The 14366-nt window shown below is 53.3% G+C and carries 19 protein-coding genes; 7 read left to right on the forward strand and 12 right to left on the reverse strand.

Annotated elements, in window-relative coordinates:
• Positions 1–112: 112 nt before the first annotated feature.
• The 3 genes from CYQ09_RS01525 to CYQ09_RS01535 form a co-directional block, all read right to left on the reverse strand.
• Positions 113–472, reverse strand: coding sequence for a hypothetical protein (locus CYQ09_RS01525; RefSeq protein ID WP_106743668.1), 360 nt, complete (start codon positions 470–472; stop codon positions 113–115).
• A gap of 116 nt (positions 473–588) precedes the next feature.
• Positions 589–705, reverse strand: coding sequence for an entericidin A/B family lipoprotein (locus CYQ09_RS01530; protein WP_106743670.1), 117 nt, complete (start codon positions 703–705; stop codon positions 589–591).
• Positions 706–761: 56 nt separating this feature from the next.
• Positions 762–1514 (reverse strand): alpha/beta fold hydrolase, encoded by a 753-nt coding sequence (locus CYQ09_RS01535; protein ID WP_106743672.1) that lies wholly within the window; start codon positions 1512–1514, stop codon positions 762–764.
• A gap of 78 nt (positions 1515–1592) precedes the next feature.
• Between CYQ09_RS01535 and CYQ09_RS01540 the strand changes: the two genes are divergently transcribed.
• Positions 1593–1961 carry a hypothetical protein gene (locus CYQ09_RS01540; RefSeq protein ID WP_106743673.1) on the forward strand — a complete coding sequence of 123 codons (369 nt, stop codon included), beginning with the start codon at positions 1593–1595 and terminating at the stop codon, positions 1959–1961.
• Here CYQ09_RS01540 and CYQ09_RS01545 read toward each other — a convergent pair.
• Positions 1891–2772, reverse strand: coding sequence for a DUF817 domain-containing protein (locus CYQ09_RS01545; RefSeq protein WP_239495827.1), 882 nt, complete (start codon positions 2770–2772; stop codon positions 1891–1893). The genes CYQ09_RS01540 and CYQ09_RS01545 overlap by 71 nt on opposite strands.
• A gap of 156 nt (positions 2773–2928) precedes the next feature.
• On the opposite strand from CYQ09_RS01545, the gene CYQ09_RS01550 reads away from it, so the two are divergent.
• A complete protein-coding gene (locus tag CYQ09_RS01550) occupies positions 2929–3540 on the forward strand; it encodes a hypothetical protein (protein WP_162617529.1) in 612 nt (203 codons plus the stop codon).
• A gap of 51 nt (positions 3541–3591) precedes the next feature.
• Here CYQ09_RS01550 and glyA read toward each other — a convergent pair whose 3' ends face one another.
• A complete protein-coding gene (gene glyA / locus CYQ09_RS01555; RefSeq protein ID WP_106743677.1) occupies positions 3592–4887 on the reverse strand; it encodes a serine hydroxymethyltransferase in 1296 nt (431 codons plus the stop codon).
• Positions 4888–5073: 186 nt separating this feature from the next.
• On the opposite strand from glyA, the gene CYQ09_RS01560 reads away from it, so the two are divergent.
• Positions 5074–5838 carry an NAD kinase gene (locus tag CYQ09_RS01560; RefSeq protein ID WP_106743679.1) on the forward strand — a complete coding sequence of 255 codons (765 nt, stop codon included), beginning with the start codon at positions 5074–5076 and terminating at the stop codon, positions 5836–5838.
• Here CYQ09_RS01560 and CYQ09_RS01565 read toward each other — a convergent pair whose 3' ends face one another.
• Positions 5839–6525, reverse strand: a complete 687-nt coding sequence (locus tag CYQ09_RS01565; RefSeq protein WP_106744524.1) for a pentapeptide repeat-containing protein — start codon at positions 6523–6525, stop codon at positions 5839–5841. It lies immediately after the preceding gene.
• A gap of 104 nt (positions 6526–6629) precedes the next feature.
• Positions 6630–7271 carry an NAD(P)H-dependent oxidoreductase gene (locus tag CYQ09_RS01570; protein WP_106743681.1) on the reverse strand — a complete coding sequence of 214 codons (642 nt, stop codon included), beginning with the start codon at positions 7269–7271 and terminating at the stop codon, positions 6630–6632.
• Between the two features lie 416 nt (positions 7272–7687).
• Between CYQ09_RS01570 and ihfB the strand changes: the two genes are divergently transcribed.
• The 4 genes from ihfB to trpB all read left to right on the forward strand — a co-directional run bounded on the left by ihfB (position 7688) and on the right by trpB (position 10306).
• Positions 7688–7969, forward strand: a complete 282-nt coding sequence (gene ihfB, locus CYQ09_RS01575) for an integration host factor subunit beta (RefSeq protein ID WP_106354922.1) — start codon at positions 7688–7690, stop codon at positions 7967–7969.
• A gap of 9 nt (positions 7970–7978) precedes the next feature.
• Entirely contained in the window at positions 7979–8335 is a 357-nt protein-coding gene (locus CYQ09_RS01580) for a lipopolysaccharide assembly protein LapA domain-containing protein (RefSeq protein ID WP_106743682.1), read from the forward strand.
• Complete coding sequence (locus tag CYQ09_RS01585) at positions 8335–8985, forward strand: phosphoribosylanthranilate isomerase (RefSeq protein WP_106743684.1); 651 nt, start codon at positions 8335–8337, stop codon at positions 8983–8985. The genes CYQ09_RS01580 and CYQ09_RS01585 overlap by 1 nt, the downstream gene beginning before the upstream one ends.
• A gap of 94 nt (positions 8986–9079) precedes the next feature.
• The gene (gene trpB / locus CYQ09_RS01590; protein WP_106743685.1) at positions 9080–10306 is read left to right on the forward strand and encodes a tryptophan synthase subunit beta; all 1227 of its coding nucleotides are present in this window, start codon (positions 9080–9082) and stop codon (positions 10304–10306) included.
• A gap of 134 nt (positions 10307–10440) precedes the next feature.
• Here the strand turns inward: trpB and CYQ09_RS01595 are convergent, their stop codons facing one another.
• The 5 genes from CYQ09_RS01595 to pth all read right to left on the reverse strand — a co-directional run bounded on the left by CYQ09_RS01595 (position 10441) and on the right by pth (position 14356).
• Entirely contained in the window at positions 10441–10950 is a 510-nt protein-coding gene (locus CYQ09_RS01595) for a hypothetical protein (protein ID WP_162617530.1), read from the reverse strand.
• Positions 10951–11061: 111 nt separating this feature from the next.
• Positions 11062–11445, reverse strand: a complete 384-nt coding sequence (locus tag CYQ09_RS01600) for a DUF2237 family protein (RefSeq protein WP_106743689.1) — start codon at positions 11443–11445, stop codon at positions 11062–11064.
• On the reverse strand, positions 11423–12598 hold the full coding sequence (locus CYQ09_RS01605) for a serine hydrolase domain-containing protein (protein WP_106743691.1): 1176 nt from the start codon (positions 12596–12598) through the stop codon (positions 11423–11425). Before CYQ09_RS01605 ends, CYQ09_RS01600 begins: the two co-directional genes overlap by 23 nt.
• Before the next feature lie 61 nt (positions 12599–12659).
• On the reverse strand, positions 12660–13685 hold the full coding sequence (locus CYQ09_RS01610) for a DUF2332 family protein (RefSeq protein WP_106743693.1): 1026 nt from the start codon (positions 13683–13685) through the stop codon (positions 12660–12662).
• Positions 13682–14356, reverse strand: a complete 675-nt coding sequence (gene pth, locus CYQ09_RS01615) for an aminoacyl-tRNA hydrolase (RefSeq protein WP_106743695.1) — start codon at positions 14354–14356, stop codon at positions 13682–13684. Before pth ends, CYQ09_RS01610 begins: the two co-directional genes overlap by 4 nt.
• Between the last annotated feature and the right edge of the window lie 10 nt (positions 14357–14366).

A 14366-nucleotide genomic window follows, 5' to 3' on the forward strand; every position in this document is an offset into this window, starting at 1 on the left:
GTATTAGCTTTGTCTAACGATGGAGCCGCCCGATGTACTATTACCTTCCCCATGCTTTTGTTGCCCTGATGGGCGGTCTAAGTGTCGCAACCTTTATGACGTCATGCGTGATTTAAGGCTGCTGCGTAAGCTGTGTCCATGCGGCGTGATCTGCGCGTTTTAGCCGTGCCAGCGCATTTTCAGCGTCGGTGCGCAATGCGTCTTTGGTATCGGATTTTACCTCTTCAATCTCGGTGATCAGCCTGTCGATTTCCGGCAAGGCGACCCCGGTTTTGTCTGACAGTAGTTTCAGCGCCTCAAGCACTTTGCCTAGCTGTTTGCCATAGCTGGCGACTTCGGTCTGGATCTTATGTTCGATTATCGCGTTGCCTTTGATTTCGGGTGAAAACAGGCGCGGCGTGATTTCTTGGGTGACGTCACCCGAAAACGGTGCCCTGAAAATGGGGGACCAAATGTCAAATGGGGCGATCATGGCAATCTCCTTTTTGATGAATAAAAGGATGCGACCAGTTTGTAGTTGGTTGAGTCAAGATGCCCTGACTGTGTTGCCAAAATTATGCGCGCAACGCCCGAAAGATAAGCGCGTCGTTAAAGCGCGTCACTGACCGCTTCGCCTGCGTTGGTGATGTCGCGTCCGACGCCTTTGACAGTCTCGCAGGCGGATAGGCTAAAGACGGATAGAATGAGAAAAACGCGGATCAGCATCTAGTGCCCTCTGGGTTACGGTTTCGTGAAAATCCTAGTCGTTGGCAATCCACCAATCAACCCGCGGTTGGCATGTTTAGAAAAGCTGTTGCCGCGGCTTCGAACTCGCGTGGTTTCTCCGCGTGGAGCCAGTGGCCAGCGTCCGGAATTTTTGCGAATTTTGCGTTCGGAAATAGCTGTTTTATGATGGGCCGATATTCAGGAAGCACGTAATCTGAATTTGCGCCTGACAAGAACAGGGTCGGGCCTTCGAATGTCCCGGCGACGTCAGGGAACCCGACGATTTGTGCCATATAACTGTCGAGCACATCAAGGTTTAGCCGCCAGCGCTTTTCTTTCATATCAAGGCTTTGCAATAGGAAATCTGCGACACCTGGTTCAAGTTCGCCAAGCTGCTCTTTCGCGTCGTTACGGTTGGCGATTGCTGATAGATCGACCTGACGCATCGCATTCAGCGGCCCAATTTGAGTGTGTTGATAGGCAACCGGTGCGATGTCGGCGACGATCAGCCTCCGCAATTTTTCGGGGTATTTCAGTGCCAGCACCATAGAGGCTTTGCCCCCCATCGAATGCCCCAAAACATCCATCGGTTGGTCGATGATTTCGGCCAAATCTTCCGCCATGTCGGCATAGCTTTGACTGTCAAACCACGGGCTGTTTCCGTGGTTGCGCATGTCCACTGCGATCACAGGGCGTTCTGCCGACACGCGCTTGGCGATCACCCCCCAGTTTCGTGCAGATCCGTACAGACCATGTGCAATTAAAAGGGGTGTGCCCGCGGGCCCATCATATCGTACCGTGTTTAACATGCATCTGTTCTAACCCTTTGTACGACCAGAGTGCCAGAGGCATTGAGCGAAGCAGCGTTTACAATTACCGGATGGAATATGGTGCATACGATTGATCAACAGGTGGCAGAGATTCGCGGGTTGCTTGAGACCAAGTTACGCGTGCGTGGTCCTTCGCTTGCCGTGCAGGTGCGCAAGGCTGGGCGGGCAGTGCCGCGCGCTGTGCGACGTGATTTGGCGTATATGGTTCAATCTGCTGATTTGGTGAAAAACCCGAAATTGGCGCGTATGGTTGACCCATCGCATGCACAACGTGCGCATCGGAATGCGGTGACCTATCTGAACACGATCAATCCGCGTGAACGACGTATCACGGCTGCCGTTAATGTTGCCGCGTCTATTGCGCTTGTGCTGTTGGTGACTGGGGCTGTTCTACTTTACGTTTTGGTGCAACGGGGCTTTGTCTAAGTGGGTCTTTGACGACCAACGTGACAGTGGCGAAGGCCACATAAAGCAACAGATACCACGACCCGATCTTTGCAAAGCTGACCAGTTCCAACGGGTTTTGCCCGCTGTAAATCCATGTGCCTGTCAGCGTGCCGATGTTTTCTGCAATCCAAAGGAATAAACTACTAAAGAACGCAGCGAGGGGCAGGGGCATCCAGTACCAGTTTGCGCCGATCCGGAACCAAATGCGCGTGCGGATGTAGAATAGGACCGTCGCCGCAAACATCAGATTGCGGAAATCCCAGATGTAGTGATGGCTGAAAAAGTTGACGTAAACCGTCACGGCCAACCCAAAGTGCAGCGCCATCGGTGGGAAGGGGGCGAACTGCATGTCAAACAAGCGGATCACTCGCGCCATGTAGCTGCCGACGGCGGCGTACATGAAACCAGAAAACAGCGGCACACCGTATAGCTTGAACAAAGCGGGCTCGGGATAGCCCCATGACCCGGCGCTAACCTTGAACCACTCCATCGCGGTGCCAGTGATGTGAAACAACAAGATCACGCGCGCCTCGGCCCATGTTTCTAGCTTGTACCACAAAAACAACGCCTGCAGTCCAAGGGCGATTAGAAAAAGCGCGTCATAACGGGCGAGGGGCCAATCGTCATGCCAGATCATCTTGGTCGCAATAATCGCCGCCAAAAGGCAGGCGCCAAATAGGCAGGCCCATGCTTGTTTGAGAACAAACATGACAAATTCGGCCACCCTAGCGGGAAGCCGGCGGCGCATGGCATCGCCAAGACGGCGTTCAGTGATATGGGTTTGGGTCATGGTGTTAGCATGCAACGTATCTCTAAAAAATTTCGTGATGTTTTGTGAAGTTATTCAAGAAGCCTCTATGACTGTCCCGTTTATCAAGTGTCAAAGGAACTGCTTGTGCCGTCGGAGCAGGCTTTGATACGAAGTCAGCGTGACAAGGAGAATTTCGTGCCCCAAGACCACTATCAAGATTTTCTAAAGTATGAACGTCTTGGCCTTCGGGATGAAGCGCAAAAATCAGTTCTGCTTTTTGTAAAATCGGTGTCGAGCTTTGCGGATAAAGAAATTTGGACGCATGCCAATCTCTTGAGTGTCGAGAGGAACCGCTCTTTTCAAATTCGACATGAAATATATGATGTCATCGCCTACCCGGTACTATTGGAAGGGTACAAACGAGATGATCCTGAGTGTTTGTATCTGATGGGAATGACATTTCAAAATCTAATCTATTATATGAAGCAACCTCTAGGTATTAGCTGGTGCGACCGAGAGGACTTGCTCAAACGTGCGTATTTTTCTGAACCTTCATCAGGAAAATATCGCACGGCTTTGCTGAGTGCGCTTATGGATAAGTTTCGAGATTGCGACCATGAGTGGCCAGTTGGAATTTTGGGAGACGTTTTTCCATTTTCCGAGCTAAAGCAGGATATAGTTCTTGCTCTAAAATTGGACAAGAGAAGTCAATGCGCGGATAGAATTTCTGAGTTCTCAGATCGAGTTGATCAATATATTGAACGAATTCAAACTCGTCGGTCTGATAAGCTAGATAAAACTGACTAGAAAAAACTTTAAGTGCGTGAGTTGGGTGGGCCGAAGCCCACCCAATTATTCTTATAGGTTTGGATACATCGGGAACTTGTCGCAGAGCGCTTCGACTTCGGCGCGGACTTTGGCTTCGACTTCGCCGTTGCCCTCTTCGCCGTTGGCGGCAAGCCCGTCGGTGACTTCGACGATCCAATCAGCGATTTGACGGAACTCGGCCTCGCCGAACCCGCGTGTTGTGCCTGCGGGTGAACCCAGACGGATGCCGGATGTGACCATTGGCTTTTCTGGGTCAAACGGGATGCCGTTTTTGTTGCAGGTGATATGCGCACGACCAAGCGAGTTTTCAGTCGCGTTGCCTTTGACGCCTTTGGGGCGCAGGTCGACCAGCATCAGGTGGCTGTCGGTGCCGCCGGATACGATATCAAGGCCGCCTTTCATCAGCTGGTCAGCCAAGGCTTGGGCGTTTTTGACGACTTGTTCTTGGTAGGTTTTGAACTCGGGGCGTAGGGCTTCGCCGAATGCCACGGCTTTACCAGCGATGACATGCATCAGCGGGCCGCCTTGGATGCCGGGGAAGATGGCAGAGTTCACCTTTTTCGCGATGTCCGCGTCGTTGGTGCAGATCATGCCGCCACGTGGGCCGCGCAATGTTTTGTGCGTGGTTGTTGTCGCAACATGTGCGTGTGGGAACGGCGATGGGTAGATGCCTGCCGCAACAAGACCCGCAAAGTGGGCCATATCAACCATCAGAATCGCGCCAACGCTGTCCGCAATTTCGCGCATTTTTGCGAAATCAATGATGCGTGGGATGGCGGAACCACCAGCGATGATCATTTTTGGCTGGTGTTCAGTCGCAAGTGCCTGCACCTCGTCATAATCCAGCAGGCTGTCCTGACGGCGTACACCGTATTGGATTGCGTTGTAGATTTTGCCGGATTGGTTTGGTTTTGCACCGTGTGTCAGGTGGCCGCCTGCGTCCAGTGACATCCCCAAAATGGTGTCGCCGGGTTTGATCAGCGCCTGATACACACCTTGGTTCGCCTGAGAACCAGAGTTCGGCTGGACGTTCACGAACTCACAGCCAAACAGCTGCTTGGCGCGGTCGATAGCGATGGTTTCTGCGACATCAACATGTTCGCAGCCACCGTAATAGCGGCGTCCGGGATAACCTTCGGCGTATTTGTTTGTCATCACGCTGCCTTGGGCTTGCATCACGGCGGCGGACACGATGTTTTCGGATGCGATCAGTTCGATCTCTTTGCGCTGGCGGCCCAGTTCGCCTTGGATCGCGGCGTGGATTTCTGGGTCGCGTGTATCCAGTGTTTCGGTGAAAAAGCCGGCGTCGCGGACTGCAGATGTCATGGATGTTTTCCCTTCTCAGGTGCCAAAAGCGGTAAGACTGGCCTCTCATACCGTAGGAATGCCCTGTTCTAAAGCATCAAAACGACCATGATCTTTATGAGCGCGTCATGAAGGTTTCGTATCGGCGTCTTGCGTTTCAGGTGCGATCCAATCAGAACTATCCAGAACAAGAGGAAACTTTCGCCAATGTCGCAGCCTAAAATCGCGTTTGTTGCCAGTCCCGTTCCGACCGCGCAAAATGCGTTGAAAGAGCTATCGGCCTTATATGGCAGTGTTTTACAAGATCAGGCCGATGTCATTGTGGCTCTAGGCGGTGACGGTTTCATGCTTGATACCTTGCATAGCACAAAGGGGCTGGATGTTCCTGTTTACGGTATGAACCGTGGCACGGTCGGTTTTTTGATGAATGAATTTCAGTCAGAGGAATTGCCTGAGCGGCTGAATGCCGCAGTGGAAGAGGTTATCAACCCGCTTGCGATGACAGCGTTGACTGTCGATGGGCATATGCATGAGGCATTGGCGATTAATGAAGTTAGCCTGCTGCGTGCCGGCCCGCAGGCGGCAAAGCTACGGATCACGGTGGATAGCCGTTTGCGAATGCCGGAACTGGTTTGCGACGGCGCATTGCTGGCCACACCTGCAGGATCGACCGCATATAACTATTCTGCGCACGGTCCGATCCTACCGATCGGGTCTGATGTGCTTGCGTTAACCGCAATGTCTGCATTCCGTCCCCGCCGCTGGCGCGGTGCGCTGCTGCCTAAACGTGCGGTGGTGCGGTTTGATGTGATCGACCCCGGTAAACGCCCGGTTATGGCCGACGCTGACGGTAAGTCAGTGCGCAATGTTGCCAGTGTCGAGATCAGGTCAGAGCCTATGGTCAAACACCGGATACTCTTTGATCCGGGTCATGGGTTGGAAGAACGACTAATCAGAGAACAATTTGTTTGATTAAAGCACATGCAGCCCAAGCTGGCTAAGAAGCTCGGCGGCCTGCTGTTTCGATATGATAGCGCCTTTGTAGTGCGTAGAATCCGATATTTGGATACCGCCTAAGTTCGCGTCGCGTAGATCGGCACCTTCAAACCTGCAGTCGTGCAGACGGGCGTCTCTTAAAAGGCAGTCCTCGAATATTGTTTCCCGAAAATCGCAGTTGCGCAGATCAGCCTCGCTAAAGTCTAACTGTTTCAGCGTGGCGTTCTTGAACGAGAAACCAGACAGGGTGGCCATGACAAAGAGGACTTCGTTGAAGCTAACATCTAGTGCGCGCACTTCTGTCATCTCTGTTCTGGTTAATTTGCAACGCATGATGTTGGCTGATGACAGTGTGGCGCCGCGAAAACTGGTATTGCTAAAGTCGCCACCGTCGATGATCGCATCTGTGAGGTCTGCACCGGGAAAGTTCGCGCCTGTTGCACGGCAGCCTTTGAAATGGCTTCCTTCAAGTTGCGTGCTGCTGAAATCGGCATTGTTCAAATTGCAGTGCTCGAACCTCCAGCCCGACAGGTCAAGTCGTGAAAAATCCAAGTTTGCACCGCGACAGTTATTTAGGGTTTGCGGCTGACCTGCATTGCTAAGCCGAACAAGTTCAGTGCGTGTCGGCAGGGAGATTAGAGGCTCGTCATGTTGCCGCGCCATCTTTTGATCCTCTTTTGAGAGTAGATATTCAAGCATCACCGCCGATAGAATGCCCCCAACGGAATAATTACGCTGGGGGTATGTGTGTGTTGGTCAGGCGCAGCTTAGCTGTCCGCATCAACCCGTGTGATGAACTTGTCGGTGGCGCGTCGTACTTTGGCTTGATCATTCAGCCAATCGCCGTCGGCATCGCGGTAACCTAGGGGCAGGATGGCGACTGAACGTAGGCCGCGTTCGCGCAGGCCTAGGATTTCGTCGAATTTGTCGGCTTCAAAGCCTTCCATTGGCGTGCTGTCGACTTCTTCGAATGCGGCGGCGGTGAGTGCGATGCCAAGGCCGATGTAGGCTTGGCGGGCGGCATGTTCAAAGTTCACTTCGGCAGGGCGGGACAGATACATGCCTTTTAGGCGATCATAGTATCCGGTCAGTGCTTCGGTCAGTCCGCCACGGGCGGCGGCCGTATCATTCACCACGCCGTCGATCCGTTCTTCGGTATAGTTATCCCAAGCGGCAAAGATCAAAACATGGCTGCCATCGACAAGCTGGGCTTGGTCAAATGCGGCGTCTTTCAGTTTGGCACGTACAGCTGGATCCGTCACTACGATCACTTCGAACGGCTGAAGGCCACTGGAGGTTGGCGCAAGGCGCGTTGCCTCGAGGATAGCGTCGACTTTTTCATCCGGGACGGCTTTGTCCGGGTCCATTTTCTTGGTGGCGTAACGCCAATTCAAGCGATCGAGAAGCATTTTAGATTTCCTGTCTTTGCGGGATAAACGTGCGTGTGATTATTCTGATCAACAGTTGATGGTTGCGGCGAACCTTCGGAACCCTGTAGTGGCGCACACACCATGTGTTTCACCGCACATCTTGCTGGTCGATAGCCCCGAATGCGCTTTTAAAATTGATCAAGTGGTCAATATGTGTGTGCGTCTGCAGCATGGACGAATCGGTAAATTTTGCTGTGCCGCAGAATTTAGGACGATTCGCCGTATCATAGGTGTGACGGCAATAAACAGACCGAATAATCATGATAAGGTATGAATTTTGGGCGAATTCCCCGCATCAGCGCTATTTCCCGAAGGCAGCAAACTGCCTATAGTCGTTTGAAAAGCGGGGACAAACTCGCTGTATCTGATATGTGTATTTTGGGAGGCTACTTGTTATGATCCGATCTGAATTGATTCAAAAAATCGCCGATGAAAACCCTCATTTGTATCAGCGCGATGTCGAAAAAATTGTGAATACTATCTTTGAAGAAATCACGGACGCTATGTCGCGTGGTGATCGTGTCGAATTACGTGGCTTTGGCGCGTTTTCGGTGAAAAAACGTGACCAGCGTATCGGCCGCAATCCTCGCACGGGTGAAGCGGTTGAAGTTGAAGAGAAACATGTTCCGTTTTTCAAGACCGGAAAGCTCTTGCGGGATCGCTTAAACGGTAACTAAGAGGGTACTATGAAAACCATTCGTTATGTCTTTTGGGCCATTGTTGGCTTGTGTTTGATCCTGATCGGGTTGGCGAACCGGGATGCAGTGACTGTGCGTGCAATGCCGACGCCCGTCGCGGATCTGCTCGGTTTGTCGCCTGACATTCAGCTTCCGTTGTTTATCGTTATATTCTTAGGGGTTGGCGCGGGGCTACTGATTGGTTTCCTTTGGGAATGGGTGCGCGAGCATCGTATTCGCGCTGAATCCCGTGTGAAGAGCCGTGAATTGGACGCACTACGCCGCGAAGTTAAAAAGCTTCGCGGTGAAGCGGTTGGCGCGAAAAGCAGTGATGATGTTCTAGCGCTGTTGGAAAACGCGAGCTGATGGACGCTGGCATTCGGATTAAGGTTTGTGGTCTTCGGACTGCAGCTGACGTGCTGTCTGCAGCAGAAGCAGGCGCGACTTACCTTGGGTTCAACTTCTTTCCGAAGTCGCCGCGCTATGTCAATTTTGACGAAGCGCGCGACCTTGCTGTCGAAGTACCAGTTGGCGTCGCCAAAGTCGGGCTTGTCGTGAATGCTGATGATGCGCTGCTTGACGCGCTGACAGATCGGGTGCCGCTTGACATGTTGCAGCTTCATGGCAGCGAAACACCAGAGCGGGTTGCTGAAATTCGTGCACGCTATGGGCTGCCAGTGATGAAAGTGCTGGGCATATCGGGCCCGGCGGATATGGACGCGATTGATATCTACAGCGCTGTTGCGGACCAGTTGATGCTGGATGCAAAGCCACCAAAAGACGCTGTTTTGCCCGGTGGAAATGGGATCAGCTTTGATTGGTCGCTGTTGTCAGGGCGTAAATATTGGACCAAACCTTGGATGCTTGCCGGTGGCTTGAATGCCGATAACGTGGCTGAGGCGATCATGCGTACCGGAACCAAGCAAGTTGATGTTGCTTCGGGTGTTGAATCCGCGCCAGGTGTCAAAGACGCGGATCTAATGAAAGCTTTCTGCGCGGCTGCACAAAGCGCTTAAAATTCAGCGGTCCCGGTATTTGCTGGGCCGCATTTGCTTTACCATCCTGACCAATGTCGATAGTCCTGACGGGCACGATACAAAGAGGTGTGACATGCCCAACGATCTATTCAACAGTTTCATGACCGGTCCCGATGAAAAGGGACGCTTTGGTGATTTTGGGGGCCGTTTTGTTTCGGAAACCCTGATGCCGCTGATCCTTGAACTTGAGGAACAGTATGAATTTGCCAAGACGGACGATGCGTTCTGGGCAGAGATGAATGATCTTTGGACGAACTATGTCGGTCGCCCAAGCCCACTTTATCATGCAGAGCGCCTGTCAGAGCATCTGGGCGGCGCTAAGATTTATCTTAAGCGCGATGAGCTGAACCACACGGGTGCGCATAAAATAAACAACGTACTTGGGCAGATCATTCTGGCCCGCCGTATGGGCAAGACCCGCATTATCGCTGAAACAGGTGCTGGACAGCACGGCGTTGCAACGGCGACCGTTTGTGCAAAATTCGGTCTGAAATGCGTTGTTTATATGGGCGCGCACGATGTTGAACGCCAAGCCCCGAACGTATTCCGCATGCGCCTGTTAGGTGCCGAAGTTGTTCCTGTGACCTCTGGTCGTGGCACGTTAAAAGACGCGATGAACGATGCCCTACGTGACTGGGTAACCAACGTTCGCGACACGTTCTATTGCATCGGCACGGTTGCGGGTCCGCACCCATACCCTGCGATGGTCCGTGATTTTCAGGCCATCATCGGCAAGGAAACCAAAGAGCAGATGCAAGCCGCCGAAGGTCGGTTACCTGATACGTTGATTGCTGCGATCGGTGGCGGTTCCAACGCGATGGGCCTGTTCTTTCCGTTCCTTGACGATAAAGAGGTCAACATCATCGGCGTAGAGGCCGGCGGCAAAGGCGTGAACGCCAAAATGGAACATTGCGCGTCGCTGACGGGTGGTCGCCCCGGTGTGCTGCACGGGAACCGGACGTATCTGTTGCAAGATGATGACGGCCAGATCTTGGAAGGCTTCAGCATCTCGGCTGGCCTTGATTACCCGGGTATCGGACCAGAGCACGCATGGCTGCATGAGATTGGCCGCGCGAAATACGTGTCGATCACAGATGTCGAAGCGCTTGAGGCGTTCCAGCTTTGCTGTGCGCTGGAAGGGATTATTCCTGCGTTGGAACCGTCCCATGCGCTGGCGCATGTGATGAAGATCGCACCAACACTGCCCAAAGATCACCTGCTGGTCATGAACATGTGTGGGCGTGGTGACAAAGATATCTTTACCGTCGCCAAACACCTTGGCTTTGATATGAAGACCTAAGCTACTTTTGGAATGACCGGGGCAGGGGGATTTTCTGCTTCGGTTGTTGCTATCATTGCATCAACAAAGCCCCCATAAGTTGGGGGCGATTTGTTACCTTAACCTCGCGAGAATCGCATCGACTGGGCCAGAGGTTAGAAACCGTTGGTTACGCTGACCCAAGCATCAACGGTTGATCCGCCGATGTTTTCCTTGCCGGCTGTTATCGTCGCGCTGCCGTGCCCGCCCGATTTATTGTTGACGCCCAGCGTTACTAAACCGCTGATGTCGATGCCTAACCTGTTTTGATTTGTTTGTGGTTCACTGGCTGCTGCCATCGCGGCCTGTCGCGCGGCGTCTTGCCGGCTGACGGGCAAGTCCAAGATAAGGTCTGACAGGACTTCACCTGTCGTCCGACTGACAATCACCTCGCGTCTGTGCACGCCATTGTTTGCCATGATCCGTGTGCGGCCAAGCGTTGTGATCGAGACGTCTTCGATTTCATAATTGGTCACGACCAAGCCGTTCACAACATCATGATAGTCATGGTTCTGCGTGATTTCGTAGGAATTTTCTAAACCGCCGAGGTTGGCGTTTTGCGCTATGCCCATGGTTGGGATGCTTGCAGTAAGGCATAGCAAAGGTAGGAAATGATGAATGGCCATAGTCAATTCTCCGGTGTTTGGTTGCGTTGGTTTAGGCCGGTTCCTCGTTTGCTACTATGTGTCTGTGGGTGGATTATGGGGTTGAACACCTGTCGGTTGATGGGGCGTTTGTCAACTGGCAGGACGTTCGGTTGCATAGATCCGCAGCACGTCGATCGATACGATTTCAAGCGCGCGGACGTGGGTGCCGTGCAGATTGACTTGCGGTGCGCAGCCTTCTTCGTGTGCTTGCAGGAACCGGCTTGCGCATAGGCACCAGCTGTCGCCAGCTTTCAATCCCGCAAATCCGTATTCGGGGCGCGGTGTGCTTAGGTCGTTGCCGACGTATTTCGAATAGGCCAGAAATTCATCCGTCATCACGGCGCAGACTGTGTGGCTGCTTTGGTCTTGGGCGCAGGTATCGCATGACCCATTGCGAAAGAACCCGGTCATCGGTTCTGTAGAGCAAGGGGTCAGGCTGCTGCCAAGGACGTTAAAGGACGGGTCTTTTTCCATGGTTCTTTAGGCTTTCTGCGATCTCTTGAAAGATCACTTCGTTTTCGCGGCTGACGCCATCTTCGCGGAATGCCCGGTCGGCACTATGCGTGGCGATGACGACGTTGTTGATACGATCAATGTATATGTATTGCCCGTAAATGCCACGGGCCAATACTTGCCCGTCTTCATAGCCAAGTGGTATCCACCATTGGTAACCATATCCGATTTCATCAGGTGCGGTTTTTGCGCTCGCGGTTGTTGACACGTTGACCCAATCCTCGGGCACGATTTGTTTGCCGTTCCATTGACCACCCTGCGCCATCATTTGCCCAAAGCGGGCGTTGTCACGGGTTGTGCAATTCAAGCCGCCCAAAACAAACGCCACGCCATTGCCATCAGTAAGGTAGTAGGGGGCTTGTTCCATGCCCAATGGCGCGATGATTTTTTCGTGCAGCAGTTCCGCGATGCCGCGCCCTGTTGCACGCCTGATAACCATCCCGATGATGTGAGTGTCGATAGAGACATATTCCATCCGTTCACCGGGCTGCGCGGCGCTTTTGGTTTGCCGTTTTGCAAAGCCGTCCATTGACCCGCCAAGCGCAAGAACCCGGCCCATCCGGTTAATGTCGGAAAAGAAGGCAAGATAGTCTTCGTCAAAGGCAAGGCCCGACGACATTTGCAGGACGTCTTTGATTGTCGCATCTTTATAGGCGGTGCCAGATAGTTCGGGCGCGTATTTGGTGACGGGGTCGTCAATGCTTTCGATTGCGCCTTCGGCCAAGACTACGCCAAATAGGGCCGACAGATAGCTTTTTGATACTGACCAGTTGATCCGCAGATCATTTGGCCCAGTGCCGTGAAAGTAGTCTTCGCATACCAATTCACCGTCTTTTAGCACGACCAACGCGGTCACATTGCGGTCTTTGATCCACTGATGCACCTGCGGCGATAGTGTAGCGGTTGTGCCTGTCTTAAGCGGAATTGAAGCGGATGAAGCAGGAAGTTGATCCGACAGGAACACGGAGTTCATGTGTGAGAAATTATGCACGATCTTGTCGGCTGAAAAAAGGTTCAACACATGGCGTAGTCGTCTAAGCTCTGTCCGTTTCCAAAATGCTAAGGCCACTAAGCCGCCAAAAGTGGCGATTGCCGCCGAAGATATTATGTTCATTATGTTTTCCGTCGTAATTCAGCTGAACATGCCTTGCCGAGCCTAGCGTTACAATGCCTGTTTATGGGGCAGCCCAATGCACCCAGCGCCCATGAAAATCAGCGCGTCCGAGAGGTATGGTTAAGTCGCCCGGCCATAGGCGCAGCGTTAGCGCCGCTCCGGGGCTTTGATCGTCTGCCTCCATCCCAAACCAAGCAAGAGGCGTATCATCTGTTGCCGCTTCGCCCGCGTTGGCAATCACCGCCGTTCCTTCGGCCTGTTTGTCCGCTGGAAAATACTGCCAAGCGATGGTGCTGTAGATCAGGTGCAGCTCGCCCGGTTTATGGTGAAGCCGGGAGCGCAGCCAATCAATCGCATCGCTTTGATCAACCGGTGTCTGAGCTGCGGCAATGGCCGCCTGAGTGAGTCGCAGCCGTTCGGGTTGGTCTGGCCATAGGTAGGCCTGCAAGCGTAGTGCGTCGCTTTGCGGCTTAAGCGGGTTCAAATCCACACCTGCGCGGTTAATCACGTTTGGCTGGGTCTTTGGGGGCAGGGGGCCAGTCCAATCAGGGCGCAGCGTGAGGACGGGGGTATCGTGGCCAAAACGCTGCCCGTTAACCTCTAATGTATAGCGATCCCACTGCAGGTTCAGGCCGGCACTTGCGCCCAACTCAGATGTGCGGATTGGCAGGCCAAAGCGATCAGTCAAGAGATGCCCGACGGCGATAAGCACGGCAGACCTACGGACTTCGTTGGTTTGAGGTGGACTGTCGAGCCATGCCATGATGGTTGGGGATTGGTCGCACAGTGTCTGGCTGACCGCCTGCCATAAAATGCCGTCTGGCACGGCATGGGGTGGATAGACCGCATCAAGCACGGCGTCGCCATTTAGGCGTACGGCATGTAATGCTCCGGCAAGCCGCAAGGGCACCGATTGGCTGCGCGGACTTAGATCACCTTTCCATTGGAATATCCGATCCGTGACCGGGCAGTTAGGCCATTCGCGCGCCGCGCAAAGGCCCATGAGTTGGCCCATAAAGGGCGACCCAAGTTCCGTACAGGATTGGGATTGATTGGCGAATGCCGCAGAGACATTCGCGGGGATCACCGAAAGCGATCCACCAATTTTTGCATGGGCGACCGCGAGTCGTTGTCTGGCTCTGGTGCTGCGACCGTTGGTTTCGGCTTTGGCTTGCTTGTCGATGACCGCGGGGGCGCGACGCGTAGCGCAATCGCGTTTAGAAATTTGGGTCCGTCACCCGCAACAAGATTTACGATGCCATCACTGATCCCGCGCATTTCATCGTCCAGCCATTCAGCGTCAGACTTGGCAAAATCGCGCAGCACGTATCCAGCGACCGCATCCTTGTGGCCGGGGTGCCCGATGCCCATTCGCACGCGGTCGTAATCAGGACCGATGTGCCCGTGGATTGACCGCAATCCGTTGTGTCCCGCATGACCGCCACCTGTTTTCAGGCGAACCTTACCGGGAGCAAGATCCAGCTCATCGTGGAACACAATGATGTCTTCGGGCGCAAGTTTAAGATAGCGCATTGCCTCGCCTACGGATTGGCCAGACAGGTTCATGAATGTTTCGGGTTTGAGCAGGGCAACCTTTTCAGAGCCAAACCGCCCTTCGGAGATCTGTCCTTGGAATTTGCTACGCCACGGTGAAAAACCGTGGTCTGCTGCGATAACATCCATGGCCATAAAGCCGATGTTGTGACGATTTTGCGCGTATTTCGCGCCGGGATTACCTAGGCCTACGATAAGTTTCATAGCGTTTACT

This window comes from Yoonia maritima, from assembly GCF_002933395.1.
Taxonomy (GTDB): Bacteria; Pseudomonadota; Alphaproteobacteria; order Rhodobacterales; family Rhodobacteraceae; genus Yoonia; species Yoonia maritima_A.

What these genes read in the sequence shown, in the direction of transcription:
- ihfB (WP_106354922.1), top strand. Translation starts at nt 7,688, where the DNA reads ATGATCCGATCTGAATTGATTCAAAAAATCGCCGATGAAAACCCTCAT.
- CYQ09_RS01580 (WP_106743682.1), top strand. Translation starts at nt 7,979, where the DNA reads ATGAAAACCATTCGTTATGTCTTTTGGGCCATTGTTGGCTTGTGTTTG.
- CYQ09_RS01605 (WP_106743691.1), bottom strand. Translation starts at nt 12,598, where the DNA reads ATGAACATAATATCTTCGGCGGCAATCGCCACTTTTGGCGGCTTAGTG.
- trpB (WP_106743685.1), top strand. Translation starts at nt 9,080, where the DNA reads ATGCCCAACGATCTATTCAACAGTTTCATGACCGGTCCCGATGAAAAG.
- CYQ09_RS01600 (WP_106743689.1), bottom strand. Translation starts at nt 11,445, where the DNA reads ATGGAAAAAGACCCGTCCTTTAACGTCCTTGGCAGCAGCCTGACCCCT.
- CYQ09_RS01530 (WP_106743670.1), bottom strand. Translation starts at nt 705, where the DNA reads ATGCTGATCCGCGTTTTTCTCATTCTATCCGTCTTTAGCCTATCCGCC.
- CYQ09_RS01585 (WP_106743684.1), top strand. Translation starts at nt 8,335, where the DNA reads ATGGACGCTGGCATTCGGATTAAGGTTTGTGGTCTTCGGACTGCAGCT.
- CYQ09_RS01595 (WP_162617530.1), bottom strand. Translation starts at nt 10,950, where the DNA reads ATGGCCATTCATCATTTCCTACCTTTGCTATGCCTTACTGCAAGCATC.
- CYQ09_RS01560 (WP_106743679.1), top strand. Translation starts at nt 5,074, where the DNA reads ATGTCGCAGCCTAAAATCGCGTTTGTTGCCAGTCCCGTTCCGACCGCG.
- CYQ09_RS01545 (WP_239495827.1), bottom strand. Translation starts at nt 2,772, where the DNA reads ATGACCCAAACCCATATCACTGAACGCCGTCTTGGCGATGCCATGCGC.
- pth (WP_106743695.1), bottom strand. Translation starts at nt 14,356, where the DNA reads ATGAAACTTATCGTAGGCCTAGGTAATCCCGGCGCGAAATACGCGCAA.
- glyA (WP_106743677.1), bottom strand. Translation starts at nt 4,887, where the DNA reads ATGACATCTGCAGTCCGCGACGCCGGCTTTTTCACCGAAACACTGGAT.
- CYQ09_RS01540 (WP_106743673.1), top strand. Translation starts at nt 1,593, where the DNA reads ATGGTGCATACGATTGATCAACAGGTGGCAGAGATTCGCGGGTTGCTT.
- CYQ09_RS01525 (WP_106743668.1), bottom strand. Translation starts at nt 472, where the DNA reads ATGATCGCCCCATTTGACATTTGGTCCCCCATTTTCAGGGCACCGTTT.
- CYQ09_RS01535 (WP_106743672.1), bottom strand. Translation starts at nt 1,514, where the DNA reads ATGTTAAACACGGTACGATATGATGGGCCCGCGGGCACACCCCTTTTA.
- CYQ09_RS01570 (WP_106743681.1), bottom strand. Translation starts at nt 7,271, where the DNA reads ATGCTTCTCGATCGCTTGAATTGGCGTTACGCCACCAAGAAAATGGAC.
- CYQ09_RS01565 (WP_106744524.1), bottom strand. Translation starts at nt 6,525, where the DNA reads ATGGCGCGGCAACATGACGAGCCTCTAATCTCCCTGCCGACACGCACT.